The sequence below is a fragment of the Lacinutrix sp. WUR7 genome, assembly GCF_016864015.1.
Classification (GTDB): Bacteria; Bacteroidota; Bacteroidia; order Flavobacteriales; family Flavobacteriaceae; genus Oceanihabitans.
Genome location: NZ_CP045067.1, coordinates 3,266,052 through 3,292,447 on the forward strand (window position 1 = coordinate 3,266,052; position 26,396 = coordinate 3,292,447).

Annotated in this window: 25 protein-coding genes; 18 read left to right on the forward strand and 7 right to left on the reverse strand. The window is 32.6% G+C overall.

All coding sequences use genetic code 11. The features are described from left to right. Nucleotides 1-228: 228 nt before the first annotated feature. Together FG167_RS14330 and FG167_RS14335 are read right to left on the reverse strand one after the other, a co-directional pair. Nucleotides 229-1,785 (reverse strand): DEAD/DEAH box helicase, encoded by a 1,557-nt coding sequence (locus FG167_RS14330; RefSeq protein WP_203458912.1) that lies wholly within the window; start codon nucleotides 1,783-1,785, stop codon nucleotides 229-231. An 80-nt stretch (nucleotides 1,786-1,865) separates the two neighbouring features. After that, nucleotides 1,866-2,519 (reverse strand): hypothetical protein, encoded by a 654-nt coding sequence (locus FG167_RS14335; protein WP_203458913.1) that lies wholly within the window; start codon nucleotides 2,517-2,519, stop codon nucleotides 1,866-1,868. Nucleotides 2,520-3,258: 739 nt separating this feature from the next. Between FG167_RS14335 and FG167_RS17475 the strand changes: the two genes are divergently transcribed. Continuing rightward, nucleotides 3,259-3,393, forward strand: a complete 135-nt coding sequence (locus FG167_RS17475) for a hypothetical protein (RefSeq protein ID WP_255564088.1) — start codon at nucleotides 3,259-3,261, stop codon at nucleotides 3,391-3,393. Between the two features lie 888 nt (nucleotides 3,394-4,281). After that, complete coding sequence (locus FG167_RS14340; protein ID WP_203458914.1) at nucleotides 4,282-4,839, forward strand: biopolymer transporter ExbD; 558 nt, start codon at nucleotides 4,282-4,284, stop codon at nucleotides 4,837-4,839. Between the two features lie 114 nt (nucleotides 4,840-4,953). On the opposite strand, the gene FG167_RS14345 is transcribed toward FG167_RS14340, so the two are convergent. Genes FG167_RS14345 through FG167_RS14355 form a run of 3 tightly spaced genes read right to left on the reverse strand, consistent with a single transcriptional unit; the run spans nucleotide 4,954 to nucleotide 7,842 of the window. Then, nucleotides 4,954-5,166: a prolyl oligopeptidase family serine peptidase gene (locus FG167_RS14345; protein ID WP_203461126.1), complete on the reverse strand. Its 213-nt coding sequence runs from the start codon at nucleotides 5,164-5,166 to the stop codon at nucleotides 4,954-4,956. Nucleotides 5,167-5,203: 37 nt separating this feature from the next. Further along, the gene (locus tag FG167_RS14350) at nucleotides 5,204-5,818 is read right to left on the reverse strand and encodes a hypothetical protein (protein ID WP_203458915.1); all 615 of its coding nucleotides are present in this window, start codon (nucleotides 5,816-5,818) and stop codon (nucleotides 5,204-5,206) included. A 23-nt stretch (nucleotides 5,819-5,841) separates the two neighbouring features. Further along, on the reverse strand, nucleotides 5,842-7,842 hold the full coding sequence (locus FG167_RS14355; RefSeq protein ID WP_203458916.1) for a thiamine pyrophosphate-dependent enzyme: 2,001 nt from the start codon (nucleotides 7,840-7,842) through the stop codon (nucleotides 5,842-5,844). A gap of 114 nt (nucleotides 7,843-7,956) precedes the next feature. Between FG167_RS14355 and FG167_RS14360 the strand changes: the two genes are divergently transcribed. The 5 genes from FG167_RS14360 (at nucleotide 7,957) to FG167_RS14380 (ending at nucleotide 12,018) form a co-directional block, all read left to right on the forward strand. Beyond that, nucleotides 7,957-8,907, forward strand: coding sequence for an isopenicillin N synthase family oxygenase (locus FG167_RS14360; RefSeq protein ID WP_203458917.1), 951 nt, complete (start codon nucleotides 7,957-7,959; stop codon nucleotides 8,905-8,907). A 72-nt stretch (nucleotides 8,908-8,979) separates the two neighbouring features. Continuing rightward, on the forward strand, nucleotides 8,980-9,309 hold the full coding sequence (locus FG167_RS14365; protein WP_055444925.1) for a translation initiation factor: 330 nt from the start codon (nucleotides 8,980-8,982) through the stop codon (nucleotides 9,307-9,309). Next, entirely contained in the window at nucleotides 9,310-10,251 is a 942-nt protein-coding gene (locus FG167_RS14370; RefSeq protein ID WP_203458918.1) for a DUF1835 domain-containing protein, read from the forward strand. It abuts the gene before it with no gap. Then, a complete protein-coding gene (locus FG167_RS14375) occupies nucleotides 10,241-11,110 on the forward strand; it encodes a nucleoside phosphorylase (protein WP_203458919.1) in 870 nt (289 codons plus the stop codon). The genes FG167_RS14370 and FG167_RS14375 overlap by 11 nt, the downstream gene beginning before the upstream one ends. Nucleotides 11,111-11,163: 53 nt before the next feature. Then, a complete protein-coding gene (locus FG167_RS14380) occupies nucleotides 11,164-12,018 on the forward strand; it encodes a substrate-binding domain-containing protein (protein WP_203458920.1) in 855 nt (284 codons plus the stop codon). A 285-nt stretch (nucleotides 12,019-12,303) separates the two neighbouring features. Here FG167_RS14380 and FG167_RS14385 read toward each other — a convergent pair whose 3' ends face one another. Continuing rightward, nucleotides 12,304-12,969, reverse strand: a complete 666-nt coding sequence (locus FG167_RS14385) for a uracil-DNA glycosylase (protein WP_203458921.1) — start codon at nucleotides 12,967-12,969, stop codon at nucleotides 12,304-12,306. Nucleotides 12,970-13,046: 77 nt separating this feature from the next. Here FG167_RS14385 and FG167_RS14390 point away from each other — a divergent pair, with 77 nt between their 5' ends. The 7 genes from FG167_RS14390 to FG167_RS14420 all read left to right on the forward strand — a co-directional run bounded on the left by FG167_RS14390 (nucleotide 13,047) and on the right by FG167_RS14420 (nucleotide 20,560). Then, nucleotides 13,047-14,540, forward strand: a complete 1,494-nt coding sequence (locus tag FG167_RS14390; protein WP_203458922.1) for a YfcC family protein — start codon at nucleotides 13,047-13,049, stop codon at nucleotides 14,538-14,540. Nucleotides 14,541-14,685: 145 nt separating this feature from the next. Continuing rightward, on the forward strand, nucleotides 14,686-15,609 hold the full coding sequence (locus FG167_RS14395) for a hypothetical protein (protein WP_203458923.1): 924 nt from the start codon (nucleotides 14,686-14,688) through the stop codon (nucleotides 15,607-15,609). Nucleotides 15,610-15,735: 126 nt separating this feature from the next. After that, nucleotides 15,736-16,557: a hypothetical protein gene (locus FG167_RS14400; protein ID WP_203458924.1), complete on the forward strand. Its 822-nt coding sequence runs from the start codon at nucleotides 15,736-15,738 to the stop codon at nucleotides 16,555-16,557. A 58-nt stretch (nucleotides 16,558-16,615) separates the two neighbouring features. Next, nucleotides 16,616-17,128, forward strand: coding sequence for a hypothetical protein (locus FG167_RS14405; RefSeq protein ID WP_203458925.1), 513 nt, complete (start codon nucleotides 16,616-16,618; stop codon nucleotides 17,126-17,128). A gap of 185 nt (nucleotides 17,129-17,313) precedes the next feature. Further along, nucleotides 17,314-18,270, forward strand: a complete 957-nt coding sequence (locus FG167_RS14410; protein WP_203458926.1) for a hypothetical protein — start codon at nucleotides 17,314-17,316, stop codon at nucleotides 18,268-18,270. An 849-nt stretch (nucleotides 18,271-19,119) separates the two neighbouring features. Beyond that, a complete protein-coding gene (locus FG167_RS14415; protein WP_203458927.1) occupies nucleotides 19,120-19,542 on the forward strand; it encodes a sulfur reduction protein DsrE in 423 nt (140 codons plus the stop codon). 1 nt (nucleotide 19,543) lies between these two features. Next, the gene (locus FG167_RS14420; RefSeq protein WP_203458928.1) at nucleotides 19,544-20,560 is read left to right on the forward strand and encodes a TQO small subunit DoxD; all 1,017 of its coding nucleotides are present in this window, start codon (nucleotides 19,544-19,546) and stop codon (nucleotides 20,558-20,560) included. Nucleotides 20,561-20,855: 295 nt separating this feature from the next. Here the strand turns inward: FG167_RS14420 and FG167_RS14425 are convergent, their stop codons facing one another. After that, nucleotides 20,856-21,404 carry a DUF664 domain-containing protein gene (locus FG167_RS14425; RefSeq protein ID WP_203458929.1) on the reverse strand — a complete coding sequence of 183 codons (549 nt, stop codon included), beginning with the start codon at nucleotides 21,402-21,404 and terminating at the stop codon, nucleotides 20,856-20,858. Between the two features lie 272 nt (nucleotides 21,405-21,676). Between FG167_RS14425 and FG167_RS14430 the strand changes: the two genes are divergently transcribed. The 4 genes from FG167_RS14430 to FG167_RS14445 all read left to right on the forward strand — a co-directional run bounded on the left by FG167_RS14430 (nucleotide 21,677) and on the right by FG167_RS14445 (nucleotide 26,373). Then, nucleotides 21,677-21,862 (forward strand): hypothetical protein, encoded by a 186-nt coding sequence (locus FG167_RS14430; protein WP_203458930.1) that lies wholly within the window; start codon nucleotides 21,677-21,679, stop codon nucleotides 21,860-21,862. 412 nt (nucleotides 21,863-22,274) lie between these two features. After that, nucleotides 22,275-22,883 (forward strand): putative metal-binding motif-containing protein, encoded by a 609-nt coding sequence (locus FG167_RS14435; RefSeq protein ID WP_203458931.1) that lies wholly within the window; start codon nucleotides 22,275-22,277, stop codon nucleotides 22,881-22,883. Between the two features lie 457 nt (nucleotides 22,884-23,340). Next, nucleotides 23,341-24,201, forward strand: a complete 861-nt coding sequence (locus tag FG167_RS14440; protein ID WP_203458932.1) for an alpha/beta fold hydrolase — start codon at nucleotides 23,341-23,343, stop codon at nucleotides 24,199-24,201. Nucleotides 24,202-24,648: 447 nt separating this feature from the next. Beyond that, complete coding sequence (locus FG167_RS14445; RefSeq protein ID WP_239004402.1) at nucleotides 24,649-26,373, forward strand: amidohydrolase; 1,725 nt, start codon at nucleotides 24,649-24,651, stop codon at nucleotides 26,371-26,373. Nucleotides 26,374-26,396 lie beyond the last annotated feature (23 nt).

Below are 26,396 nucleotides of genomic sequence, written 5' to 3' on the forward strand. Positions count from 1 at the left end.
CACCAAAGAACTAGTTTTTAAAATACTAAGCAGTAACTAGAAACTATTTGTCGTACGAAGCCTTTCAACTGCGCTCCAGACAAGCTTCGTTGAAGCATCTTATAGTATTCAAATAAAACAGTCTTATTTACTTTGAAATTCAAACAAAAAAAAACCAACTAAACAGTTGGTTTTTAAACTTTTAAAACATTTCATTTAAACAATTAAATCAAATGTATTATTTTATATTTATTCTGGTTTTCTCCCGTGAATTTCTTCAAAAACAGTATCAAAATTATCACGTAAATATGCACGAAGCTTTAATCTGTAATCGTTCTTTAACCAATCTACAAAGTTGTAGGTACTCTTACTAATACACTTGGTATATCTACCAATTCTGTAATCGATATCATCACCTAACATTTTTGCAAGACCTAATGCGTCATAAACATCTTCGGAGTTTTCAATACAAATTTTAGCATGATGAATAATAGAACGTTCTAATACTACTTTAGAAGATTCTCCATTAGTCACAGATGCGATATATGTTTTCTTGATATCGAAATACACATCTTTAGAATTAGCGAATTCTGCACGAAGCTCTTCTGGCATTTCATATCTGAAAGCTTCTTCTAACTCCTCATCATTTACAAGACCATCTAAATAGAAATTAGGTGTTCTAAATATACGTTGCCAATCTAAATCTGCTCCCCAAGGTCCGAAACGGTGTAAATTATTCCCTAAATCAATGACTTGAAAAGTAGATTTATTCTTTAAAATACGAGACCCTCTACCAATCATTTGGTAGTATAGTGTTAACGATTTTGTCGCTCTATTTAAAATAATAGCTTCTACCGTTGGTTCATCAAAACCAGTAGTTAAGATACTAACAGAAGTTAATACCGCATCTGGCGTTTCATGAAACCACTTTAAAATGGCTTTACGTTCTTTTTTAGTATTGGTATTATCTAAGTGAGCAACTGGGTAACCTGCTCTTTTAAAGGTGTCATACACGTGTAACGATGTATTAATACCATTATTAAAGATTAGTGTTTTCTTTCCTTTACATCTTTCTTCATAGGCTTGAATAAGCTTAGAAAGCATGTCTGTATTGGTATATAAATCTTCCGAAGATTTTACCGTATAATCTCCATTAGCACCAACAATCAAGGATGTTAATCCTACATTATAGGAATATACTTCCGCTTGTGCTAAAAATTCATTTTGAATTAGGTGTTCAATAGTTTCCCCAACGATAAGCTCATTATAGTTATCGTTCATTGGAAGCTTAATATTCGAACTTAAAGGTGTTGCAGTAACTCCTAAGATAAAGGACTTTTCAAAAAACTTAAAAAGCTTCGTAAAAGAGTTGTAGTGTGCTTCATCAATAATTACTAATCCGATATCTGAAATATCCAGTTTCCCTTCTTGTAATCTATTATTTAGCGTTTCTACCATTGCCACAAAGCAACCGTATTGTTCTTGATCGTCTAGATTCGCTTTGCTACTTACAATTTTATTTTCTACACCAAAACCAGTAAGCATGCTTGAAGTTTGCTTACACAATTCTATTCTGTGCGTCATCACTAAAACTTTCTTCTTGTGATGTTTTAAATATTGTCTAACAATTTCTGAAAAAATAACCGTTTTCCCTCCACCAGTAGGCAATTGATATAACAAATGATAGTCTTCTGGAGCATCCTCGAATGCTTTAAAGATTTTGTTAATTGCACCTCTTTGGTAGCTGTAAAGATCTTTTCCAGCTTTATTTTCTTCTTGTTCTGTAGTTGTAATAGCGTTCCCCATAATTTTTAACGATGTGCAAAAATAACATCTTTTTGTAGTTTAGAGAGGGTAATTAGAAAGAAATTTGAAAAATAGTTAATCTATTCTTTAATTATAATGATAGTAGCTTTTACTCCTTTGGCTAAATTCCATTGATTTCCAGAAATCACTTCACCAAATTCATCGAGTATTTGAAACTCTGCAGTGTTTGGAGAAACCTGACCTGTATCTAAAGCAAAAAAGTCAATTTTATTTATTCCTGGAACTAAATTAAATTTAAAACCACTGTAGTCAGGAGTTAATAAGACAGATGTTTTTACCACATCCCCATTTATAAAAACACGGATATGATCGCCATCAAAAGCACCATAATCTCTATACACTATATTTATGTTTTTGGACGTTGTTCTATGATCTCCAAAAAATTGTGTGGTGGTATTCCCTCGATATTGCTGTTCCTTTCTTAAATCGGTATATTTTGCATGTTTATTAATGCGATCTTCATACAATTCACCAGGATCACCAAATTCTTCTTTATTAAACATAGAGAACTCTTTTTTTGGTAAATCTGTAGGCTGATTTTGTTTAGGAACTGTTAATCCATTTATATTATCCTCTTTAGGAATAATAAATCCTTGGTTATTTATTGGTTTCCCTTCTTCTTTAACCTCTTCTTGTATTTCTCCTTCTTCGCTTTCTATAACAGGAATAGCAACAGATTTTTGTTCACTATCAATTTGTGCTTGTAGTGTCAAACTGAAAAAACATAAAAAAACTAAAAATTGGATTCGCATAGTATATTAGAATAATTCTATTCTCTTTTTTCAAAAATCGTTCCTAAGTTTCAAATTTCCTATTTAAATAGATTCTTTTTGATTTATTTAACTACTTCACATGTTTTTAACAGGACTTCTACTCGCTTAAAATGTTTAAAACGACCATTTTTTTGTTAAAATATGTTAAATTACTATTATGTAATGCATAGTACTGTAACAATTTTAAAACTCTGTCGTCTATTAGGTATAACAATCAAAAAAACTATAATCATGAGAACTCTAAACAACAATCAATTATCAGGAACTTTAAACAATACGAAAAGTCATGCTTGGAATAGCAAAAGACGTTTCAGATAAATAGTACTTAAAAACTGCAATTCATCAATCAATAAAATCATCCATCAAAAAACCAATTATTATGAGAACGCTAGACAACAATCAATTATCAGGAACTTTAAACAATACGAAAAGTCATGCTTGGAATAGCAAAAGACGTTTCAGATAAATAGTACTTAAAAACTGCAATTCATCAATCAATAAAATCATCCATCAAAAAACCAATTATTATGAGAACGCTAGACAACAATCAATTATCAGGAACATTAAACAACACGAAAAGTCATACTTGGAACAGCAAAAGACGTTTCAGATAAGTTTTCCTTAGAAACAGCAATTCATCAATCAATTAATCAATCATCATCAAAAAACCACCAGAATTATGAGAACATTAGCAAAATTATCTAAAAAAGTAAGTGGTATTGTAGAAGAACAAAACCTTATAAATAGACATGTTATTCGTTTTTGTAATTCTAACACTACCCTTTGGAAAGGAACAAGTAGGTTCGCACATTAAAAGAATTAGTCACTCTTTAAAAAGCCAGTTAGCAATATATGTTAACTGGTTTTTTTTGTGTTCTGTATGTAATCTTACAAAATAAGTGGCTCTCCTCTTTATTTTTAAGAAGAGAATGAATTCTAGTTTTCCATAGAAAACTGGAAGAAAGAGGAGTTAAAGCAATTAATTTGAAAAGTATCTATTACACTAACTCTCCGATTCCGTAAGAACGGAACCACCTCTCTTTAACATAAGAGAGGAGCCGGTTCTTTGATATTTTTTGTAATCATATGGCTCTCCTCTTATTTTAAGAGGAGAATGAATTCTTGTTTTCCATAGAAAACTGGAAGAAAGAGGAGTTAAAGCAATTAATTTGAAAAGTATCTATTACACTAACTCTCCGATTCCGTAAAAACGGAATTACCTCCCTTTAACAAAAGAGAGGAGCCGGTTCTTTGATATTTTTTGTAATCATGTGGCTCTCCTCTTATTTTAAGAGGAGAATGAATTCTAGTTTTCCATAGAAAACTGGAAGAAAGAGGAGTTAAAGCAATTAATTTGAAAAGTATCTGTTACACTAACTCTCCGATTCCGTAAAAACGGAATTACCTCCCTTTAACAAAAGAGAGGAGCCGGTTCTTTGATATTTTTTGTAATCATGTGGCTCTCCTCTTATTTTAAGAGGAGAATGAATTCTAGTTTTCCATAGAAAACTGGAAGAAAGAGGAGTTAAAGCATTTAATTTGAAAAGTATCTGTTACACTAACTCTCCGATTCCGTAAAAACGGAATTACCTCTCTTTAATAAAAAAGAGGAGCAAGTAAAGACTTTACTCTAGCTCTATACAAGAATTTCGGTATTGTTTTTGTGAATAGTACAATCTATTAATCTTAAATATTTACTAGCATGAGATACTCAAAATCTTCACCAACAGTAAATGCAGGTTCTATGGCAGACATTGCATTTTTATTATTAATCTTCTTTTTAGTAACCACAACAATTGCTTCCGACGAAGGTATAAACAGAAAATTACCCAGGGAATGTCCGCCAAATATAGATTGTTACAAAAATTTAAATGAACGTAATGTATTGCGAATTCTACTAAATGCAAATGATGAAATCTTAATCAATAATGCATTGGTTACCCTTCCGGAAATAAAAAACATCACTAAAGATTTTATTGATAATAATGGCGAAACTACTTGTTTGTATTGCAATGGTAAACAATTAGCCGATGCATCAGATACACCTACAGAGGCTGTAATTTCCCTTCAAAACGATAGAACCACTAGTTATGCGCTTTATGTAAAAGTGCAAGATGAAATTACTAAAGCATATTATGAATTGCGAAGCACGTACGGTAAAAACAAATTCCATAAAACGGAAAGTGAATTAACGCCGAGAGAAATAAAAGAAATTCGGGAAGCATATCCTTTTATAATTAGTGAAGCGGAAACAAAATAGTCTATAAAAGGAAACCTATCCAAATAACTTTCTGGATAGGTTTTCTTTTTAATGTTAAACTAGATGCTGAAACAAGTTCAGAGTGACCATATCTATATTTGTTTTTAAAGGATATTATTCTGCGATTCCTTCTAAATCTAATAAGAAACTGTAGGTTAATGCTCGTTTTTTGTATCGCTCGAATCTTCCTGATGCTCCAAAAGGACCATTATCCATATTACAATCCATAATTAATAGATTATCATCTGTTTTAAGCTCTCTTAGTTTGGCAATTCCTTTTATAGGTTCCCAATATTGTACATGACTATCCCAATAACCAGTAGTTATTCCTTATAAAGCTTCTAAATGACAAGAATTGAATATACTACTCACAAATAAGATTATAATCGTTTACTAATTCAAATACATCCTTTTCTTCATACATATCGTTACGTAGATATTCAACTATATCCTTGCAATCCGAAAAATATTTAATAGTTTTTTCTTTAAACTCCAAAAAGGAGTAATGAGAGATTAAAGGAGTGAGAGAAGACTCTCCATCTCTTAAAATATAATACTCCTTTTCTTCTTCATACTCCGTTCTTATAACAAAACCACTATGATTGGTTATATCTGTTGCAACAACTATAGTTCTGGTGTATAACTTTGCTTTACCATTAACTATTAATTTGAATAATCTAAACTTGTTCTTTTTAATTGGGACATATTCATAATGACCATGATTAGCATCATATGCGTCAAAATATATTTTATCTACTTGTGATTTATCAAAAAGTTGGATTTTATGATCTTCATCTTTCTTGAATTCAACTCTAGACTTTCCAAATGAAATTAAACTTGCAACAGTCATCGGTATTTGAATCAGCCCTTCTTTTGTTTCTCCGTTTTTTAAAATTATGACACCAGAAGTCCATTCGTATTGCCCATAGATTAAAGAACAATTAGAAATTAATAAAATTAAAATAATCTTTTTAAACATTAGAAATCCAATTTGCTACATTTCTAATACGCCAACAACTTCAGTAATTCCCCTTCAAACTTATCTCGAGATAAATACTGATCTTCCAATTGATTAATAAACGGAATTGGTGTTTCCATACTAGCAACTCGTTTTACCGGAGCGTCTAATTGTTCGAAGCAGTTTTCCATAATTAGTGCCGAAATATCACTGGCTATTCCTCCAAAAAGAGAATCTTCTTGTAATATAATGGCTCTTCCTGTTTTCTTTACGGAAGCATAAATAGCTTCGGTATCTAAAGGTTGTAACGAACGTAAATCAATGACATCTGCTTGTATGTTGCTATGTTTATCTAAAGTATTTAAAACCCAATGTACAGCTGCTCCGTAAGAGATTATAGTAACCTCGTTTCCTTCTCGTAAAAGGGAAGCTTTACCAAGTGGTAATGTGAAATAATCTGTTGGTACTTCTTGACGAATACTTCTATACAAAGCCTTGTGCTCAAAGAACAATACCGGATTTGGATCGTTAATTGCTGACGCTAAAAGTCCTTTGGCATCATAAGGAAACGCTGGGTAAACTACTTTTAAACCTGGTGTTTTAGTAAACCAAGCTTCGTTAGTTTGGCTATGAAAAGGTCCTGCAGCAACTCCTGCTCCGCAAGGCATTCGTAACACAACATCTGCATTTTGGTTCCATCTATAATGTGATTTTGCTAAATAGTTTACTACCGGATTAAATCCGGAAGTAACAAAATCTGCAAACTGCATTTCTACCACACTTTTAATTCCCGCAATAGAAAGTCCCATTGCTGCTTCTACAATTGCAGATTCACAAATTGGCGTATTACGGACTCTATCTTTTCCAAAGGCTGCTACAAAACCATCTGTGATCTTAAAAACACCTCCATATTCTGCAACGTCTTGTCCCATGATTACTAAATCATCATGACGCTCCATGCTTTGTTTTAATCCTTCAGAAATAGCATCAACTAAACGCAGTTCTTCCGTTTCATTATTTGGTGTAACTTCTTGATATACTATTTTTTGATACACATCATTTAACTCTTCACTTTCAGATGCAATTATTGCTTCTTCCGCATAAGCTAAATCTAAATGTTCATTAATTTCATGAACTATTTCCTCTTTGAACTTCACCTCTAAAGCTTCGTCAAGAATACCTTCGTTCTTTAAAAATTCTTGATAATTTTCTAAAGGATCCTTCTTCGCCCAAGTATCTAATAAGTCTTGAGGCACGTATTTTGTTCCGCTAGCTTCCTCATGCCCTCGCATTCTAAAGGTTTTAAATTCTAGTAAAACAGGACGTGGATTTTCACGAATGTCTTCCGCTAAAGCGCTCACTTTAGTATACACTTCTAGAATATTGTTTCCGTCAATAATATGACTTTCCATGCCATAACCCAAAGCGCGATCGGCTAAATCCTTACAATTATATTGCTCACTGGTTGGCGTCGATAATCCGTAACCATTATTTTCTATACAGAATAAAACGGGTAATTGCCATACCGAAGCTACGTTTAAAGCTTCATGAAAATCCCCTTCACTAGTTCCGCCTTCACCAGTAAAAACAGCAGTTACTTGATTTTTATTTTTCAACTTGCTTGCTAATGCAATACCATCTGCAACCCCTAATTGCGGTCCAAGATGCGAGATCATACCAACAATCTTGTATTCTTGCGTTCCAAAGTGAAAACTTCTATCTCTCCCTTTAGTAAATCCACTAGCTTTCCCTTGCCACTGACTAAAAAGTCGGTATAATGGGATTTCACGAGAGGTAAAAACACCTAGATTCCTGTGCATTGGTAAAATATACTCTTCTGCTAACATGGCTTTTGTAACCCCTACAGAAATAGCTTCTTGACCAATACCAGAAAACCATTTGGAGATTTTCCCTTGTCGTAATAAAATAAGCATCTTTTCCTCTATTAATCGAGGTTTAAGCATACTCTTGTATAAATCGATTAAGGTTTCTTTTTTTAAACCTTCTTTATTGTAGTTAATCATAGCTTTAGAAAACGTTTCCATTACCTTTATATTTATATATCAAATGTAACTAAATTTTTAAGCTAAGCATATTTTAAGTTTAATTTTACTGAAGATTTTCGTTACATTTGTAATTCGACTTATAAAAAAACGATTATGGATAGAATACCTAGTGTGAACCTGAAGGACTTTGTTTCGGGCGATGCAGCAAAAAAGCAAAAATTTGTAGAAGAAATTGGTAAGGCTTATGAAGATATAGGTTTTGTTGCGCTTAAAGGGCATTTTTTAGACGATACTTTAGTAGATAATTTATATGGAGAAGTAAAGAATTTCTTTGACCTTCCGGTAGAAACCAAACGTAGTTATGAAGTACCAGGAATTGGTGGACAACGTGGGTATATTTCTTTTGGTAAAGAAAGTGCTAAAGGTAAAAAAGAAGGGGATTTAAAAGAGTTTTGGCATTTCGGACAATGGGTAGAAAACAATCCAGAATTAGAAGCAGAATACCCAAAGAATGTAGAAGTTAAAGAGTTTCCAGCATTTAATACAACCGGTAAGGAAACGTATAGAATGCTTGAAAAAACGGCTAAATATGTTTTACGTGCTTTAGCTTTATATCTAGATCTTGAAGAAACATATTTTGATCAATACATACATAATGGTAATTCTATTTTAAGACCAATACACTATCCTCCTATTATTAATGAACCAAAAAATGCAGTTCGTGCTGCAGCACATGGAGACATTAATTTAATTACGCTTTTAATGGGAGCGCAAGGAAGAGGTTTACAAGTGCAAAAGCATGATGGAGAATGGATTGATGCCATTGCAGAACCAGATGAACTAATGATAAATGTTGGTGACATGCTTTCTCGTCATACCAACAACAAACTAAAATCTACAATACACAGAGTTATAAATCCGCCAAGAGAACTTTGGGGAACTTCTCGTTATTCGATGCCTTTTTTCATGCACCCAATAAGTGATATGAAATTAGATGTATTAGAAAGTTGTATTGATGAAAATAACCCAAAACAATATGAAGATATTACTGCAGGTGAATTTTTACATGAACGTCTTGTGGACTTAGGATTAATTAAAAAATAAATAAAAAGTCTCCATTTTTAGTCAACAGTTGAAGAACTGTATACTGAATTCGGATACGGTATACTAAAAAAAATGGATTTACAAGACCAACTTAAAAACTTGTTTCCAGATCATGTGGATGAAACTCCTGTAGCAGTAGATTCTAAGAAAAAAGATCTATGGTTACAAGACGATCCTATTATCTGTAAATACGAAAAACGTAAAGGAAAACCCATTACTATTTTAGAAGGCTATACTGGAGCAACCGAAGATTTTAAAGCCTTAGCAAAAGAACTTAAAACCAAACTTAGTGTTGGCGGAAGTTTTAAAGAGGATAAAATTATTATTCAAGGGGATTACAGAGATAAAATCATGGCAATGCTTAAAGAAAAAGGGTTTAATGTAAAACGAGTTGGAGGTTAAATGAACGAAAATATCTTACATATTACCAATGGTGGTAATTTAACTGGCTATTTAAAAGACCTTAGTTACGCAGGCGATTATTTAACTTGGCATGAAATGCTATGTGAAGGTCCTGCAAATCGTCTTATTAATTCGGATGCATTTATAAAAGTTAGAAAAGACTTTTTAAAAGAATGTTATGCTATTGAAGTAGACGAATATCAATACAAAAAAGAACTACATAAGCTAGACGATACCGATAAATACACAGAAATTGTATTGTGGTTTGAATACGACTTATTTTGCCACATCAATATGTTAGCTGTTCTTAGTCTATTAAACGAAAAGAAAATAAACAAACCTATCACTTTAGTTTGTAGCGGTAGAATTGCTAATGAGGATAGCCTAAAAGGATTAAGTGAACTTACTCCTGAGCAATTGGATTCTCATTATAAAAATCGAATAAAATTAACCGAAGAAGACAAAGATATAGCTGTAAATATTTGGCAAATTTATTGTGGTAAAGATCATAATCTATTAAAAAAATATATTACTAAAAAGTCCTCTTTTGAATATCTTGGTATTTGCCTAAAAGCACATTTAGAACGTTTTCCTGATTCTAGAAGTGGATTAAGTACTTTAGAACATAATATTTTAAGTCTACTGGATAAATACGAAGTGAAATCGAAACATCACTTGTTAGGTTATGCACTAAACTATCAAGGTTACTATGGTTTTGGCGATATACAGCTTATGCGAATAATAGACAACCTCGCTATATTCTATGTGGAAGAAAACGATACTATTAAATTAAATAGAAAAGGTCACGAAGTACTTTTAGGACATAAAAATTATGCTTTAGAAATAAATGACAACATGATTTATGGAAATGTAAATCGTTTAGATTTTCAATTTAATAAAAAAGAAAATAAACTTATAAAAACAATATTGCATGGCGATTAAAGAATCTGAACTAATTTTAAATCCGGATGGAAGCGTTTATCATTTAAACCTGAAACCAGAACATGTTGCTAATGATATCATTTTTGTTGGTGATCAAGATCGTGTGGAGAAAATAACCAAGCATTTTGATAGTATTGAATTCACAAAACAAAAAAGAGAATTTAAAACACAAACGGGAACCTTTAAAGGAAAAAGATTTACTGTAATCTCTACAGGAATTGGTCCAGACAACATAGATATTGTACTTAATGAGTTAGATGCATTAGTAAATATTGACTTGCAAACTAGAAAACCAAAAACAACACTGACTAGTTTAAACATAGTTCGTATTGGTACTTCTGGTTCGCTACAAAAAGATATTCCAGTAGATTCATTTGTAATGAGTACTCATGGATTGGATTTAAATGGGATGTTACATTTCTATCAAATACACGCTATTTCTAATCCAGAAATTGAAGATGCATTTATGGCATTTACAAATTGGAGTAAAGAAAAAGCAAGACCTATTATAATTAATAATAGCAAAAAGTTAGAAGCTTTATTAGATAGCGATAAAATTCATAAAGGAATGACAGCTACTGCTGGAGGATTTTATGGACCACAAGGACGTGTTTTACGTTTACCACTTGCAGACGCTACCCTAAATACAAAAATGGACACTTTTAATTTTAAAGATTTTAGAGTTACAAATCTTGAAATGGAAACCTCTGTTATTTACGGCTTATCAAAACTTTTAGGACACCATGCACTATCTATGAATGCTATTATTGCAAATAGAGCAACTGGTGAATTTAGTGCAGACCCAAAAGCTGTGGTTAACAAGCTAATCACATATACCTTAAATAAGTTAGTAGAATAATTAAATTAAACTCCTGCTCCTGCTTGTCGGCAGACAGGTTCGCGGAAAGAAATATGAAGACAGTAAAAATTGGTGGTGTCCCAGAGCATTTTAATCTTGCTTGGTATCTTACACTTAAAAATGGAGAATATAAAGACGAAGGAATTAATCTGCGTTGGAAAGATTATTTTGGTGGTACCGGACAAATGTGTACAGCGCTTCGTGATGGAGAAATAGATTTAGCAGTAATACTAACCGAAGGTATTGTTAAAGATATTATTGATGGTAATCCAAGTACCATAGTGCAAACCTTTGTAGCATCTCCTTTAATTTGGGGAATTCACGTTGCAGAGCACTCTAACTATAAAACTGTTGAAGACTTAAAAGGAACAAAAGCGGCCATTAGTAGATATGGTTCTGGATCTCATTTAATGGCATATATTAATGCGCAAAATAATAATTGGGACTTAGATAAAGACCTAAACTTTGAGGTTATTAAAAACCTAGATGGTGCAGTAGAAGGACTTACCAACGAAAAGGCGGACTATTTTATGTGGGAAAAATTTACCACAAAACCCTTAGTAGATGATGGTACCTTTCGTCGTGTTGCTAACTGCCCTTCTCCTTGGCCTTGTTTTGTGATTGCAGTAAGAACAGAATTTTTAGAAAATAATAAAGAAGATGTGCAAACCATTTTGAATATTATTAATAATACTACCAAAGAATTTAAAGATATTCCTTCCATTGATAAATCGATTGCCAATCGGTATGATCAAAAACTAGAAGATGTACAAGAATGGCTAAGCTTAACGGAATGGTCTCAAGATGTTATGGACGAAAAAACAGTCGCTAACGTACAAGAAAAATTATTTGATTTAGATATTATTTCAGAAAAATGGGAATACAATAAATTAATAACAAAACTTTAAACCCCAAACCTCTACAGTAAGCAACCTTTCAACCTTAAAATGTTGCAGTTTAACCACTTAATTATTCAAGATTGTTAAATTTTGTTAACTTTATTTAACTAAAATCGTATATTTGTACTCCAAAGCTACAAATACTAAATTAGTTGCCTATGTTATTAATAATTACATCAATCCTTATTTTCCTAGTTGCCATCAACTTTATTCTTTTGGTATTTAGTTGTAATAAGACCTCTAGAAGAAGACTTAAAGCCTTAAACAAAAACAAAAAAGTAGTTAGTGTTCGACCTACCAAATCAGAGGTTGAAAACCATCTTGCTCCAACAGGGAGTTAGTCTTACTAAAATGTTTATTTCCAAACCAATACCCTCTATTCGCGCTTAATGGCGAAGGATGACCAGAAGTTAAAATATGATGCCTAGTAGTATCAATAAGTTTGGCTTTCTTTTTTGCAAAACCTCCCCAAAGTAAAAATACCACATTCTCTTTCTTATCACTTATTAATTTAATTACAGAATCTGTAAAAGTTTCCCAGCCTCGCTTTTGATGACTTCCTGCTTGATGTGCTCTAACCGTTAATGTAGCATTTAGTAACAATACACCTTGCTTTGCCCAAGATTCTAAATTCCCAGTATTGGAAACCACTTTTCCTAAATCACTTTCTATCTCTTTATAAATGTTTTTTAAGGAAGGCGGAATCGCAATACCATCATTCACACTAAAACATAAACCATTAGCTTGACCCACATCATGATAGGGATCTTGACCAATAATAACCACCTTTACATCTTCAAAAGCACATAAGTTAAAAGCATTGAAAATTTTATCGCTTTCCGGAAAACATTCGTGCGCTTTGTATTCTTCCGCTACAAATTCCATTAAAGATTTAAAGTAAGGTGCATGAAACGTTTCATATAAATGTGCTTTCCAACTAGAATCTATGTTATATTGCATTTTTTTTACCAAATTTTAAGAAAGTCTAAAATAATACTATCTTTAAACTTGATACCCTTTTTAGCATTTAATTATATATGAAAAAACTAAAATTTCCATCGGCGCAAACCATTTTATTAATCATAGCAGGATTCGTAACTATACTAACATGGTTCGTTCCTGCAGGTAAATACGAAACTTTAGGCTACAATAAAGACGATAATACATTCACTAGAATTGGTATCGATAAATCGGAAATCATTCCTGCTTCACAAGACCATTTAGAAACACTAAATATCAAAATTCCATTAGAGAAATTTACTAATGGTGATATTTACAAACCCATAAACATACCAAATACTTACCAAAAACTAGAATCGAAACCACAAGGTATTTTAGAATTTATAAAATCGCCTGTAAAGGGAATTATAGAAGCTGCAGACATCATTTTCCTCGTTTTAATTATTGGAGGGCTAATTGGTATTATTAATAGTACAGGTGCTTTTGATGCTGGTATTTCTTGGCTCGCCAATGCCCTAAAAGGACGCGAATTTATCCTCATTATTTTAGTAACCACATTAGTTGCTGCTGGAGGAACCACCTTTGGCTTTGCCGAAGAAACCATTGCCTTCTTCCCTATTCTAATTCCCGTATTTTTAGCAGCAAAATATGATGCCATGGTAGGTATCGCTTGTATCTTTTTAGGAAGTTCTATTGGTACCATGTGTTCTACTATCAATCCGTTTAGTACCATTATAGCAAGTGATGCGGCAGGAATAAGTTGGACTACAGGACTTGGCGGAAGACTTTTTATGTTAGCTGCCTGCTTAACTATTGCTCTTATATACATTATACGCTATGGTAAACGCGTACAAAAGGATCCTACAAAATCGATTATTTACGACCAACAAGCACAAATAGCGGCATTATTTACACACGAAAATATAAAAATAGTTGCATTTACAACCCGATTACGTCTGGCATTAATTGTATTTGCACTTTGCTTTATCATCATGATTTATGGTGTGGTAGCACTCGAATGGTGGTTTGTAGAAATGACAGCAACCTTCTTAGTAGGGTCGATTCTTATTGGTTTTATTGCCAAAATTAAAGAAACCGAATTTATCGACACCTTTGTAAAAGGCGCAGGAGATTTATTAGGTGTTGCCCTAATTATCGGGATTGCACGTGGTGTTACGGTTATTATGGCCGACGGATTAATTAGTGATACCCTTTTACATTATGCAAGTTCGATGACCCAAGATATGAACAAAGGAATTTTTGCAAGTGCCATGACAGCAGTCTATGCCGGACTTTCCTTTTTCATTCCAAGTAGTTCTGGTATGGCAGTTTTAACCATGCCAATCATGTCGCCATTAGCAGATAGCGTTGGCGTTGGACGAGAAATTGTTGTAAATGCCTATCAATACGGTATGGGCCTTTTCTATTTTGTAAATCCTACAGGTTTAATTTTAGCCTCACTAGCAGTAGTAAAAGTCGGTTTCAACAAATGGTTAAAATTCGTGATGCCTTTATTCATCATCCTAATAATCTTTACTTTAATAGTTATGACCGTTTCTAGTTATTTATAAATAACGCTTTCGCGGAATCGATTCCGTGAGCATAAAACGAGTTTATTAATATCCTATTTCTTAGTCGCTACAATGTTTTTTTGTACTGGAGTTTCATAGGATTGAAAAGCTTTCACGACTAATTTGTACACTAATTGGAATACCTATGCATAAACTTTTAAGAATATTATTACTAGCCATCATTTGTATTTCTTGTAAAAATACAAAGAAACAAAAAGCAGAAAGCATTGTAAAAACAGAATATCAGGAAATAATAAACAGCCAGTACCATTTATTTGCACCTACTAAAAACATTAAAAAAGTAGTAGTCCTTTTTGGCGGATTTCCAGAAACACCAGAAGACATTAAACGAGAATTCAAAATCCGCGATCTCGCAAAAGCAAAGAATATCGCCTTACTTTATATGAACTACAATCAAAAATTGTGGTTAGAAAAAAACCAAAAACAAACACTTGCCAAGCAACTGCAAAACATCTTTAGCGAAAATAAGCTTCCAACCAAGGAAACTTATATTGGCGGATTTTCAAGTGGTGGAAATATGGCTGTATTAATTAGTGCTTTTCTAACCCAAAATAAAAACTTTCAGATACAACCAAAAGGTGTTTTTATAGTAGATTCACCAATAGACTTAATAGCGCTGTATAGAAGTTCCGAAAAAAATATAGAAAGAAATTTTTCAGAACCTGCCATACAAGAATCCAATTGGATCATCGCAACCTTAAAAGAAAATTTTGGAACGCCAGAAGCCAATCTACCACAATACGAAAAACATGCCATTTATACTTCCAAAACAAACACCATCACCAATTGGAAAGGTTTAAAAAACACAAAAATTAGACTGTACACCGAACCAGATACGCTTTGGTGGCAAGAAAACAGAAAGGCAGATTACGACCAAATGAATGCCTATTACATTCAAAAGCTTTCCGAAAGCCTTCAAAATTCCGGATTTAATCAGGTAACATATATTCCTACAGAAAACAAAGGATATCGATCCAACGGAGAAAGACATCCGCATAGTTGGTCTATTATAGATAAAACAGATTGGATAGCCTGGATTATAGAATAAGAACGATTCCATCCCACTTTAAAAGCACAAACCATAGTTTGTGCTTTTTGCATTTAAATTGGTAAAATATTAAGAAAATTCCTTTCCAATAATTGAAATAGTTAACCTACTTTTGATCCTTAAAAAATGATAGAATTACTATTCTTAGTAAAGTTAGTGGTAGCCATTACATTTGTTATTGGCTTGTCTTTTCTTGCCGAAAATGTAAGTCCAAAAGTGGCCGGAATCCTATCTGGATATCCTACAGGTTCTGCTATCACTTTGTTTTTTTTCGGATTAGAAGTAAGTCCAGAATACGCAGCAAAAAGCGCTGTATTTAATATGATTGGACTAACTGCCGCTTTAACCTTTGTGTATGTCTATTATATAGCATCTAGGTATTTTAAAAAACATACTATTATCCTATCCTCTTTAGCTGCTATACTCGCATATTTTGCAGTGGTTACACTATTACAGGGGCTTGAAATCAATAAATACATAGCCATATTAATTCCAATTTCCGTTTCGTTATTATGTATCTATCTTTTTAAAGACATCAAAAATATTGGCATTCAAACCAAGGCAAAGATCAATTTTAGAATTCTATTCGTCCGAGCCTTTTTTGCTGCTCTAATTATTTTACTCATCACCACAGTTCCAAAATTTGTTGGTCCTACTTGGGCAGGACTTTTTTCGGCCTTTCCTACTACCCTATTTCCTTTAATGATAATCATCCATTTCACCTATTCTAAAGAACATGTTCATACTATTATTAAGAATGTTCCCATAGGCATGTTTTCTTTGATTATTTACTCCTTAACCATATCTATTGTATATCCGTTGTATGGTATCTATTTAGGCACGCTTATTTCCTTTGGTGCAGCTACTTTATATTTATTGGTGTATACCAAAATAAAAAGTTGGATAGATAATCGTTCTCAATTAAAAGAATCGAACACTGCTACTTAAAAGAATCTCACGGATTTAAAAAATAGTTCCTAATTTATTTTTTTTTATATATTTGAAAATGAAAAATTTAAAAAAGCTATTATTCGTATCCCTATTTTTTATTTTAAATGCTTGCTTTAACCATGCAGACGATATTACCATTTATAGATCTGGTAAAATCGAATTAGTATCCACCATAGAAATATCAGATAAAGAGGCCGATAAGGACCAAGTAAACGAAGAAATCGAAAAAAAAATAGCCCAGTTAAAAAAAGAAGGATGGTATGTTTCCTACAAATGGAAAAAGAAATCGAAACCCTATAAAATTATCTTTACCGCTTCAAATAACATAGATAAAATTCACGAATATCAAGTAGAAACCGAAGGCGATACTCCTTCTGGAATCTATATTTATAAAAAGTTTTCCGACAAACAATACGTTGTAACTTTCGATCTATTATCAGATGCAAACAATAGAATCCTTAATCTAAGCAGAAATAGTTTACCGCTATATCGTGTCAATGACGATGGTAAACTAGAATTCACTAGAAATATAAAAAGTGAAAAGAAATACTACGTAGTTTTAGACTAAAACGTTTTAAAACAACTAATTGGGAATATTAACTTATTAATAACCACTTCAAAAACACAAACCCTAGTTTGTGTTTTTTGTTTATAAGTAAATGCATAATAGTACGAATTCGCGAATTTATTATAGCTCGAATTGTTATACTTTTGATAGTCTGCTAGCAGGTAAAAACAAACGCTACTTACCTTATGGAAATACTTATTCTTTATACTGGTTTTTTACTTGCAGCCTATGCCGTAATAGGAAATGATGTTATACAAACCTTAGGTACTTTTATTTCTTCCAATAACAAAACACATTGGACCTCGCTTTGGGGATTTGCCGGTATTATTCTATCTGCCACTTTAATTTTTGGTTGGTATATGTATGATGGAGACGTTTCCTACCAAAGATTAAATAGCATCACGCTTCCCGAAACCCTAAAATGGTGGCATTTAATAGCTCCACTTGCCTTATTGATAATTACCCGTTTGGGAATACCAGTAAGCACGACCTTTATGATTCTTAGTGTTTTTTCTAGTCAGCAATTTATTGAGAAAATGATTCTGAAATCGGTGTATGGTTATGGTATTTCTGTAATTACCGCCTTTTTAATTTATCTCTTAATTGCTCAAAGACTAGAATCTAAGGCCTCTTTAGAGAACGTCCATAAAACCAATCAAAAGAGATTTTGGATTGTTGCCCAATGGCTTTCTACTGCATTTTTATGGTCGCAATGGCTTATTCAAGATTTTGCAAACATCTATGTTTTTCTACCGCGAAGATTATCTATTTGGGAACTGCTTGGTTCTCTAGTGGTTATCTTGTCTATTATGGCCTATATTTTTAAAAACCGTGGAGGTAAAATCCAGGAAATGGTCAACCAAAAAGTCAATACTAGAAACATTCGTTCTGCAACTATTATTGATCTTTTTTATGGTGTTATTCTTTTTATATACGGAAACTATAATGCCATACCAATGAGTACCACTTGGACTTTTATTGGTATTCTTGCCGGACGAGAAATAGCTATAAACTACTTGCTTAATAAAGGGAAATTAAAAAGTTCCTACCAACTCATCGCTAAAGATTTTGCTAAAGTAAGTCTTGGTTTGGCTATTAGTATTTCTATCGTGTACCTGATTCAATTAATAAAAACGTTTTAAAAAAGCATGGAAAATTTAAATAAAAAGTTTAAAAAGGAATACCTCTAGAAAATTAGCAAGAATGGAATTTGGAGATACTACATCTGGAGCAAAAGTTTAGGCTTTAATACAAAGAGCAAAGGTTGTTGGTAAAAGCAACTTGTAGTATTAAGAAAAAAATAACATAATCTTAAAAAAATTGCATCTATATTTGTTAAAGTGAAAGCAAATTGTAACATAAATAAAGTAAATTCCATCTTGTCCGTTTTTGGACTTGCGATGTTGCTATTGCTATCTCCTTGCAAGGTTCGTAATTTTGTTCAAGCCGAATTAGGGATTCCGCAAACGACTGTCTCCAGCAAAAGTCAATCTACAATTTCGCAATCCAATTGCCAGACGTTAGCGTTTTCTGAGGGAATTCCATCTCTTTCTAAACCTACTTTTCAGGAATCAAATTTTATAATTCCACAAGCTGCAACTTTTAACATTACAAGCTATGTTTATAAACATGCTTACCACAAAAATGCATCGAAAAGCCAACATGCTACAGATGTTCCTCTCTACATTTTATATCAGAACCTAAAGATTTATTCGTAATTGATTTTCTTCTTAAGAAAAATTTAAAGCAGTTACAGTACTGTATGTATCCATTACAAATAATAAAAAATGAACTTTCAGAAAAAAAACTTGAAGTTAGCTATAATTCTATAGTTATCCTTCGTATTTTGCTTAGCTTCATTTTTATAATTACTATAACATTAACCGTTACTATTGGATAAATGGCAACTTTATGCCCGCTTTTAAGAATGTATTCTTACTAAGTGGACTTCTTTTCTTCCGTATTAATCCAACCTTAAAAATTCAAAAACAATGAAAAATTCCATCCTATTTATATCCACTATATTTCTTTTAATATTTGGTACTATCCAATTACAAGCACAAAATTTTAATCCTCAAAAAAATAATTATCTAGTACTTTCCAAAAACATAAAACAACTTCAACCGGTTCTGCTAACTGCCAATGCATTAGCAAAAGAAGACGGGAAAAAGTATGGCGAATTTTATGTCATCATTTGCGGCAAAACAGTACATGCTATTGCTGATAATTCCGATTTTAAAATCCTCCTGGAAAAGGCTAAACCCCAAAACGTAAAAGTCTTTGTTTGTGGCATTTCGCTTAACAAGTTTAACATTGCTCCTAGTACCATGCCAGCTAATTTGAAAATAACTCCAAATGGCATACTATACGGTTTCCAATTAACGAAACAAGGGTTTAACACTTTAACTATTTAAAATGAAAAACATTAGTATAAAAAACGATGCTGGGCTATTGGCTTTAGCATTGCGATTAGTAGTTGGTTGGACGTATTTTTCAGCCTTTTGGAGAAGAACTGCGCTAGCCAATAAACTCGACCCAGAAGTTGCTGGATATATTGGCGAAAAATTCAATGCGTTTTTACCCAATGCTTTAGGTATTAAACCAATGATTCAATATTTAGTTGAAAATCCAGATGTATTATGGATTAACATGGTGATTTTTACCATTATTGAAGGTGTTGTTGGCCTGTGTATTATGTTGGGTTTATTTACACGACTAATGAGTATTGGTGTATTTATGCTTGCTATGGGAATCCTTTTGGGCTCTGGCTGGATTGGTACCACTTGCCTAGACGAATGGCAAATAGGTGTACTAGGAATCGCTACAGGTTTTGTATTATTTTTAACAGGAAGCGGGAAATACTCTATAGATAACTATCTAATGAAAAATAATTTTGCAATCACCAAAAAGAAAGGCTTTGCTTGGTTAGGTTCTGGTATATTACCAATTAAGGAAAGTGTTTTTCCAAAAATTGTTTTAATCGGATCTCTTTTTATTTTAGGAATAACCTTAATGACAAACCAAGTGTTTCATGGCGGTTTATGGGGAACACTTCATAATAAATCGGTAAAACCAAAACTAGAAATTTCTGCTGGAGAAATCACAAATAACCAATTAAGTTTTGATGTTTTTAGAACGGAAGGCGTTGATGTTTATGGATCTTGGGTTATTCGTATTGCGTTATTAGATAAACAAAACAATACCGTTCTAGAGTATTCGCAAGAAGATTTGGCAGCCTTGAAAAAAGAAAGCATTTCTAACTACTATGTAGCCAAAATAAAACCTGGAAAGCATAGTTTAATAGTTCCTTTGGGTGCAAAAGCGAAGCTGCATTTAGAAAACCAAAAACTGGAAAATCTACCTAGTGGAACCTACCAATTAAGAATCACAGATATTAGTGGTGTTTATTGGGAATATGAAGTTATAAAATAACATAAGTAACATCCTATAAAAGGATTTGATATTCCTCGCGTACTTTAAAAAAATATGCTTTAAAAGCACAAACCTTAGTTTGTGCTTTTTTGTTTTTAATATAGGCATAGCAATATGGAATTTACAGAATTAGAATTCCATGTATTGCAATAAACGGAATAGCAAATACATAAGTCCTTTTTACATCTCCAGTAAAGGAACCTATTTCCTTTATGAAACAAAAAGTCTCTATCTCAATTTATGCCTATAAAAATCTATAAATTCCAGGAAATTATCTAAAGAATTATTTTGGGAATTATTTTGGGAATCTTTTCGAAATTAATTTTATTTGTCCCAAATGGTGTGCTTGATGTTCCATCACGTGAAACCAAGCCCAATGGGTATTTTTAGTCCACCAATCATCATTTCTCTTCTTAAATTCTTGCAATGTTTTCTTTCTTACTTTTTTATAGATATCTAAGTAATAACGTATTGGTTTTTCTTTTAATATTTCTTTAGAATCCTCTAAGTTGATCGCCATTTCTAACATTTTTTTTTCTTCCTCATTATAGGCATTAAAAACATCGGCGCCGAAGGAAGTTTCCTGATAAGATGCCTCTACAGCTGCTAGATGCATAATAATAGCACCTACTGAATTTGCTTTGTCGTCAAAATGAAAATCTGTTTCCATTTGATTGTATCTTTTTGTATAGGTAATAATGTCACTTTTTAAATTTTCTAGCATATAAACCATAACACCTATTTGTGTGTCGTAGCCTTTTTTACTATTTATCTCTTGTGCGCTTAAAGAAGCTGTAGATATGAATAGAATACCGACTAGCATTCTTTTAAAAAATGTTTTCATGTGTTTAATCGTTTATTACTTCGTTCTTAAAAGGAGATCTTTTCTCTTTCCCTTTTGCAAACGTATATTCATATCATTTGTTGTTTCTGTATTTGTATAAAGCGTTTTATTTTACACCTTAGAATTGCACATAAAAAAGCCAATACTTTATAGTAATATGCTTCGCAAGTAGAGGTTACCAGTATTTGCTTTTTAACAAGTTGCATATAATTAGAAAGAAATTATGTAACAAATTTAAAAATAGACCTACCTATTATTAAAACATAAATAAAATGAAAAAGACAACAAAAAGAAAAGCACTACTTCTTATACCTATTGGAATGTTCGTAATTGCAGCTTCACAGGTGTTTTCTCATTATTTCGCATTACCAGATTTTGCAAAAGGTTCCTTCGTTGGAATAGGAATTGGATTATTGATAATAGCATTAATTTACGGAAATTTTAGAACTGCTAAATAGATTTCCAATGTATTAGAAGACAAACGGAAGTCCTATAAAGGAATTACTACACTCCTATCTTACCATACCAAGACATTCTTTAAAAGCACAACATTCCGTTTTTTTATAATGCGCAAATTTGTAAATCACTTTATAAATACACGTAGTTATGAATTGCGGAAGCAAAAAACGCAGTTAATGAAGATTCTCGGATTTTAAATAATAAAATAACCGATTTCTATAATCCATTTACAATTGAAATTAATGTAAGAAATAAAAAAGGCTGTCAGATTTTTTATAATAAGATGTTGGCAAAAATTAGAACGGAATGATAGATTAACAAATGAAAACCTCCGTTAATCAAATGGTACTGTTCTTTTGCTACAAAAATAAATATACTTGAAAAATTATATTAAGAACAAAATTAGAAATTATGACTAAACGCAAAACAATTTACTTACTAGCATTTTTAACTATCGGAATTGTAACTATCAACTCTTGCAGTAAAGACGATGATTGTTCGGAACAAACTTGGTACCAAGATAATGATGGAGATGGATTTGGAAACCCAAGTAGTTCCCAAAAATCTTGTAATCAACCAAGTGGATATGTTACTGATAATACAGATTTTGATGACAATAATACTTCGGCATATCCAAATGCAGTAGAATTATGTAATGGAATAGATGATAATGGTAACGGAACTATAGATGAAAATCCAACAGATTGCGGATTTGGAGAAGTTTGTGAAAACGGTTCTTGTACCGCAGCGGTAACCTATTATAAAGATAACGATAGTGATTTGTTTGGAAACCCAGGAGATACAATAATTGCAGGAAGCACTGCACCAATTGGATATGTTATTGACAATACGGATTGTAATGATAATGATGCTAATACTTATCCTGGAGCACCTGAGAATACTACAGATGGAGTAGACAATAATTGTAATGGTTATACGGATGAAACACTTTGCACAACGGATGCTGATTGTCCAAATGCTTGTATTGACCAAGGTAACGGAATTTGGATTTGTCAATAAATAACTAGAATGAAAAAAGAAAATACAACGCGGAAATAAGTAAATCAATAACGAGTTAAATGCTGAATTTTGAAATAACCAAATCGTATTAAAAAAGAGAATTAAATATTTAAACGTTACGAATAATAATGTGCGCTCGGTATTGCGTTTTATAAACAAAAGTAAAACCGAATTTCAATTTATTAATATGGACAGATAACCAAACACACTTTAAAAGCACAAACCTAGATTTGTGCTTTTTTATTTTTAATACATACAAAACCATACTATTTCCTCGAATTAGAATAGCATTACACGCTATAATCCACTAATATAAAATACTGTTTCTCAATGGAATACACGTAAAACTACTTATTGCATGTTACTATTTTAAATAGTAACTTGGTGGTAACCACTTTAGTGAAATAAGCACTTGTTTACAGGATATAAATATTTCGCTAAAATTAAAACCAACGATATGAAAAATGCAATCGCAAAAATAACGCTATTTTTTACCCTATTTATTTTTGGAGCTACCCATGCACAAGAGAAAACGGATACTTTATATGGGAACAACGAAACCGTTGGAAAATACATAGCCCTAAACGGTGCAAAAATATATTATGAAGAATATGGAAAGGGAGAACCGCTTTTACTAATTCATGGAAATGGAGGAAGCATTAAAAATATGGAAAATCAGATTGCATATTTTAAATCCAAATTTAGAGTCATTATTGCGGACAATAGAGGACATGGAAAGTCCGAATTAAAAACGGATTCTTTAACCTATAAGCAAATAGCAAAGGATTTAGATGGCTTAGTAAAACACCTACAGCTAGATTCTTTACATATCCTTGGATGGAGTGATGGCGCCATTTTAGGACTTCAAATGGGGATTAATAATGAAGTGAAGATAAAAAGAATTGCAGCGATGGCTGGTAATCTAAGACCAGATAGCACCGCGGTACATAGCTGGGCTCCAAATAAAGTTAAAGAATATGAAATACAAGTAAAAGAGTTTATAGCAAAAGGAGATACCTCCAGAGATTGGAATTTGATATTACAACAATTTGGTCTGTTACTTAACCAACCCAACATGAGTCACGAGGATTTAAAAAAAATAAAGGCGCCCGTATTATTAATCGCCGGAGATAGAGATATTATTAAAAATGAACACTCTGTTGAAATGTTTAACCATATTCCAAAAGCGCAACTGTGTATTCTACCAGGAGCTACACATGCTGCTCCAACCATGATTCCTGAAATATTTAATGAAATTGTGAATCGGTTTTTAACCGCACCATTTACGATGCCTAATTCATCAGATAGATTCAAATAATTGTAGCCAACATTGTATAAAATATCACTAGGTTCTCCTCTATTCCACCGCAGCTAAACACACTTTAAAGCACAAACTTAGATTTGTGCTTTTTATTTCTAATAAATGTATAGCCATACAGTTTCAAGCATTAAATTGCTATATATCACCTACAAAATACACGTAGAAACACCTATTGCAAAAAGGGATTTTAAATGGTAACTTAGTTTCGTCAATCACATGACTACAAACACTTTACTAATATAAAATGGTGCCTTTATTGGTTATATAATAAGTTATGTTTCCATATTAGAAACCGACTTCAAGCACAAATTGTGCAAGGAGTCCGTTTGATTTAAAAATAGATTTAAGAAAGAATAAACGACAGATTCTATATTACTCTAGATTACATTTCTCTATCTAAATTATAGGATGAATATTAATTAACTAAAAGTAATTTAAACTATCATGACACTACGATTTTACAAATTAAATATAATAATAGCCTGCCTTTTTTTAAGTGCATGTTCTAATAATGAAAAAGAATTTGGCACCATGATTATTCATGGAGGAACCATTTATACCGTAGACTCTATACAGCCAACAGTAGAGGCAGTTGTAACAAAAAATAATACAATTCTCTTTGCTGGAAGTTTTGAAGAAGCCAAAAACTATCAAAATGAACAAACGGAACTTATAAATTTAAAAGGGAAGACAATGACGCCTGGCTTAATTGAAGGTCATGGTCATTTTATGGGCTTAGGCTATAATGAATTAGAGCTTGACCTTATGAATACGAGAAGCTATCAAGATATTGTAGACGCTGTTGCAGAGAAAGTGAAAACGTCTAAACCAGGGGAATGGATTCTTGGTGGAGGTTGGCACCAAAGCAAATGGGACTCTATGCCAGCAAACATAGTTAAAGGATTTCAGACGCATCATTTACTCAGCGAAATATCACCAGATAATCCTGTTTTTTTAAGTCATGCAAGTGGTCACGCAGGCTTCGCAAATGCTAAGGCTATGGAAATTGCAGGTTTAAATGGCTTACGTAAAGAGGGAATCAATACTTATAGTATGGAAGGAGGAGAAGTCATTGTAGATCAATTTGGTATGCCAACAGGAATTTTCAATGAACGTGCACTATCTCTGATTTACAAGTATATCCCAGAAGAGACGCCAGAAAAAAACATGCAAGCTTTTAATCTAGCTATGGAAGCGTGTCATAAAAATGGTATCACTAGTTTTCATGACGCAGGTATTTCAAAAAATACCATAGCGCTCTACGATGATATGCAATCGGCTGGAAAAATGAATGTTAGAATGTATGCTATGTTAAGAGGTGGTGAAGAATTACTTAAGGAATGGTTAGAAAAAGGTCCAAGGATAGATCCAGACCATCGTTTTACTATACGTTCTATAAAATTAAGTTGTGATGGTGCTTTAGGTTCAAGAGGTGCTTGGCTATTAGAACCTTACACAGATCGCCCAGGGCACTATGGCCATGAAACGCTTCCTATGGATCTTGTAAAAGAAGTAGCAATAAAAGGACTTCAAAACAATTTTCAAGTCTGTTCACATGCTATTGGAGATCGTGCTAATAGAGAAATTCTGGATCAATATGAATTAGCTTTAAAGGAATTAAATATGTTAGATACCGATCATAGATTCCGTATTGAACATGCCCAACATTTACATCCAGATGACATTCCTCGTTTTGCAGAATTAAATGTAATTCCTGCAATGCAGGCAATACACTTGTCTTCCGATAGACCTTGGGCCATTGACCGTTTAGGTGAAAAACGAATCAAAGATGGTGCCTACATGTGGCAAGATTTATTACAGAGTGGCGTTCCTATTGTTAATGGAACGGACGTACCTGTAGAACCTCTTAATCCTATTGCTAGTTTCTATGCTAGTGTAAGTCGTAAAACACTTAAAGGAACTCCGGAAGGCGGTTATGAGCCAGAACAAAAAATGACACGAATGCAGGCTTTAAAATCATATACTTTAGATGCTGCTTATGGCGCCTTCGAAGAAAACATTAAAGGTTCTATTCGTAGTGGTAAGCTTGCTGATTTTACAATTTACAATCAAGATTTGATGACCGTGGCAGAAAATCAGATTTTAAATACCGAAATCGTCATGACCATTTTTAATGGTAATGTAGTGTACAATAAATTAGCAAATTAACGAAAGACCAACAACGTAAACCG

Coding starts and splice junctions, on each gene's coding strand:
- FG167_RS14330 (WP_203458912.1), bottom strand. CDS start 1,785: ATGGGGAACGCTATTACAACTACAGAACAAGAAGAAAATAAAGCTGGA.
- FG167_RS17475 (WP_255564088.1), top strand. CDS start 3,259: ATGAGAACATTAGCAAAATTATCTAAAAAAGTAAGTGGTATTGTAGAA.
- FG167_RS14340 (WP_203458914.1), top strand. CDS start 4,282: ATGAGATACTCAAAATCTTCACCAACAGTAAATGCAGGTTCTATGGCA.
- FG167_RS14350 (WP_203458915.1), bottom strand. CDS start 5,818: ATGTTTAAAAAGATTATTTTAATTTTATTAATTTCTAATTGTTCTTTA.
- FG167_RS14355 (WP_203458916.1), bottom strand. CDS start 7,842: ATGGAAACGTTTTCTAAAGCTATGATTAACTACAATAAAGAAGGTTTA.
- FG167_RS14360 (WP_203458917.1), top strand. CDS start 7,957: ATGGATAGAATACCTAGTGTGAACCTGAAGGACTTTGTTTCGGGCGAT.
- FG167_RS14365 (WP_055444925.1), top strand. CDS start 8,980: ATGGATTTACAAGACCAACTTAAAAACTTGTTTCCAGATCATGTGGAT.
- FG167_RS14370 (WP_203458918.1), top strand. CDS start 9,310: ATGAACGAAAATATCTTACATATTACCAATGGTGGTAATTTAACTGGC.
- FG167_RS14375 (WP_203458919.1), top strand. CDS start 10,241: ATGGCGATTAAAGAATCTGAACTAATTTTAAATCCGGATGGAAGCGTT.
- FG167_RS14380 (WP_203458920.1), top strand. CDS start 11,164: ATGAAGACAGTAAAAATTGGTGGTGTCCCAGAGCATTTTAATCTTGCT.
- FG167_RS14385 (WP_203458921.1), bottom strand. CDS start 12,969: ATGCAATATAACATAGATTCTAGTTGGAAAGCACATTTATATGAAACG.
- FG167_RS14390 (WP_203458922.1), top strand. CDS start 13,047: ATGAAAAAACTAAAATTTCCATCGGCGCAAACCATTTTATTAATCATA.
- FG167_RS14395 (WP_203458923.1), top strand. CDS start 14,686: ATGCATAAACTTTTAAGAATATTATTACTAGCCATCATTTGTATTTCT.
- FG167_RS14400 (WP_203458924.1), top strand. CDS start 15,736: ATGATAGAATTACTATTCTTAGTAAAGTTAGTGGTAGCCATTACATTT.
- FG167_RS14405 (WP_203458925.1), top strand. CDS start 16,616: ATGAAAAATTTAAAAAAGCTATTATTCGTATCCCTATTTTTTATTTTA.
- FG167_RS14410 (WP_203458926.1), top strand. CDS start 17,314: ATGGAAATACTTATTCTTTATACTGGTTTTTTACTTGCAGCCTATGCC.
- FG167_RS14415 (WP_203458927.1), top strand. CDS start 19,120: ATGAAAAATTCCATCCTATTTATATCCACTATATTTCTTTTAATATTT.
- FG167_RS14420 (WP_203458928.1), top strand. CDS start 19,544: ATGAAAAACATTAGTATAAAAAACGATGCTGGGCTATTGGCTTTAGCA.
- FG167_RS14425 (WP_203458929.1), bottom strand. CDS start 21,404: ATGAAAACATTTTTTAAAAGAATGCTAGTCGGTATTCTATTCATATCT.
- FG167_RS14430 (WP_203458930.1), top strand. CDS start 21,677: ATGAAAAAGACAACAAAAAGAAAAGCACTACTTCTTATACCTATTGGA.
- FG167_RS14435 (WP_203458931.1), top strand. CDS start 22,275: ATGACTAAACGCAAAACAATTTACTTACTAGCATTTTTAACTATCGGA.
- FG167_RS14440 (WP_203458932.1), top strand. CDS start 23,341: ATGAAAAATGCAATCGCAAAAATAACGCTATTTTTTACCCTATTTATT.
- FG167_RS14445 (WP_239004402.1), top strand. CDS start 24,649: ATGACACTACGATTTTACAAATTAAATATAATAATAGCCTGCCTTTTT.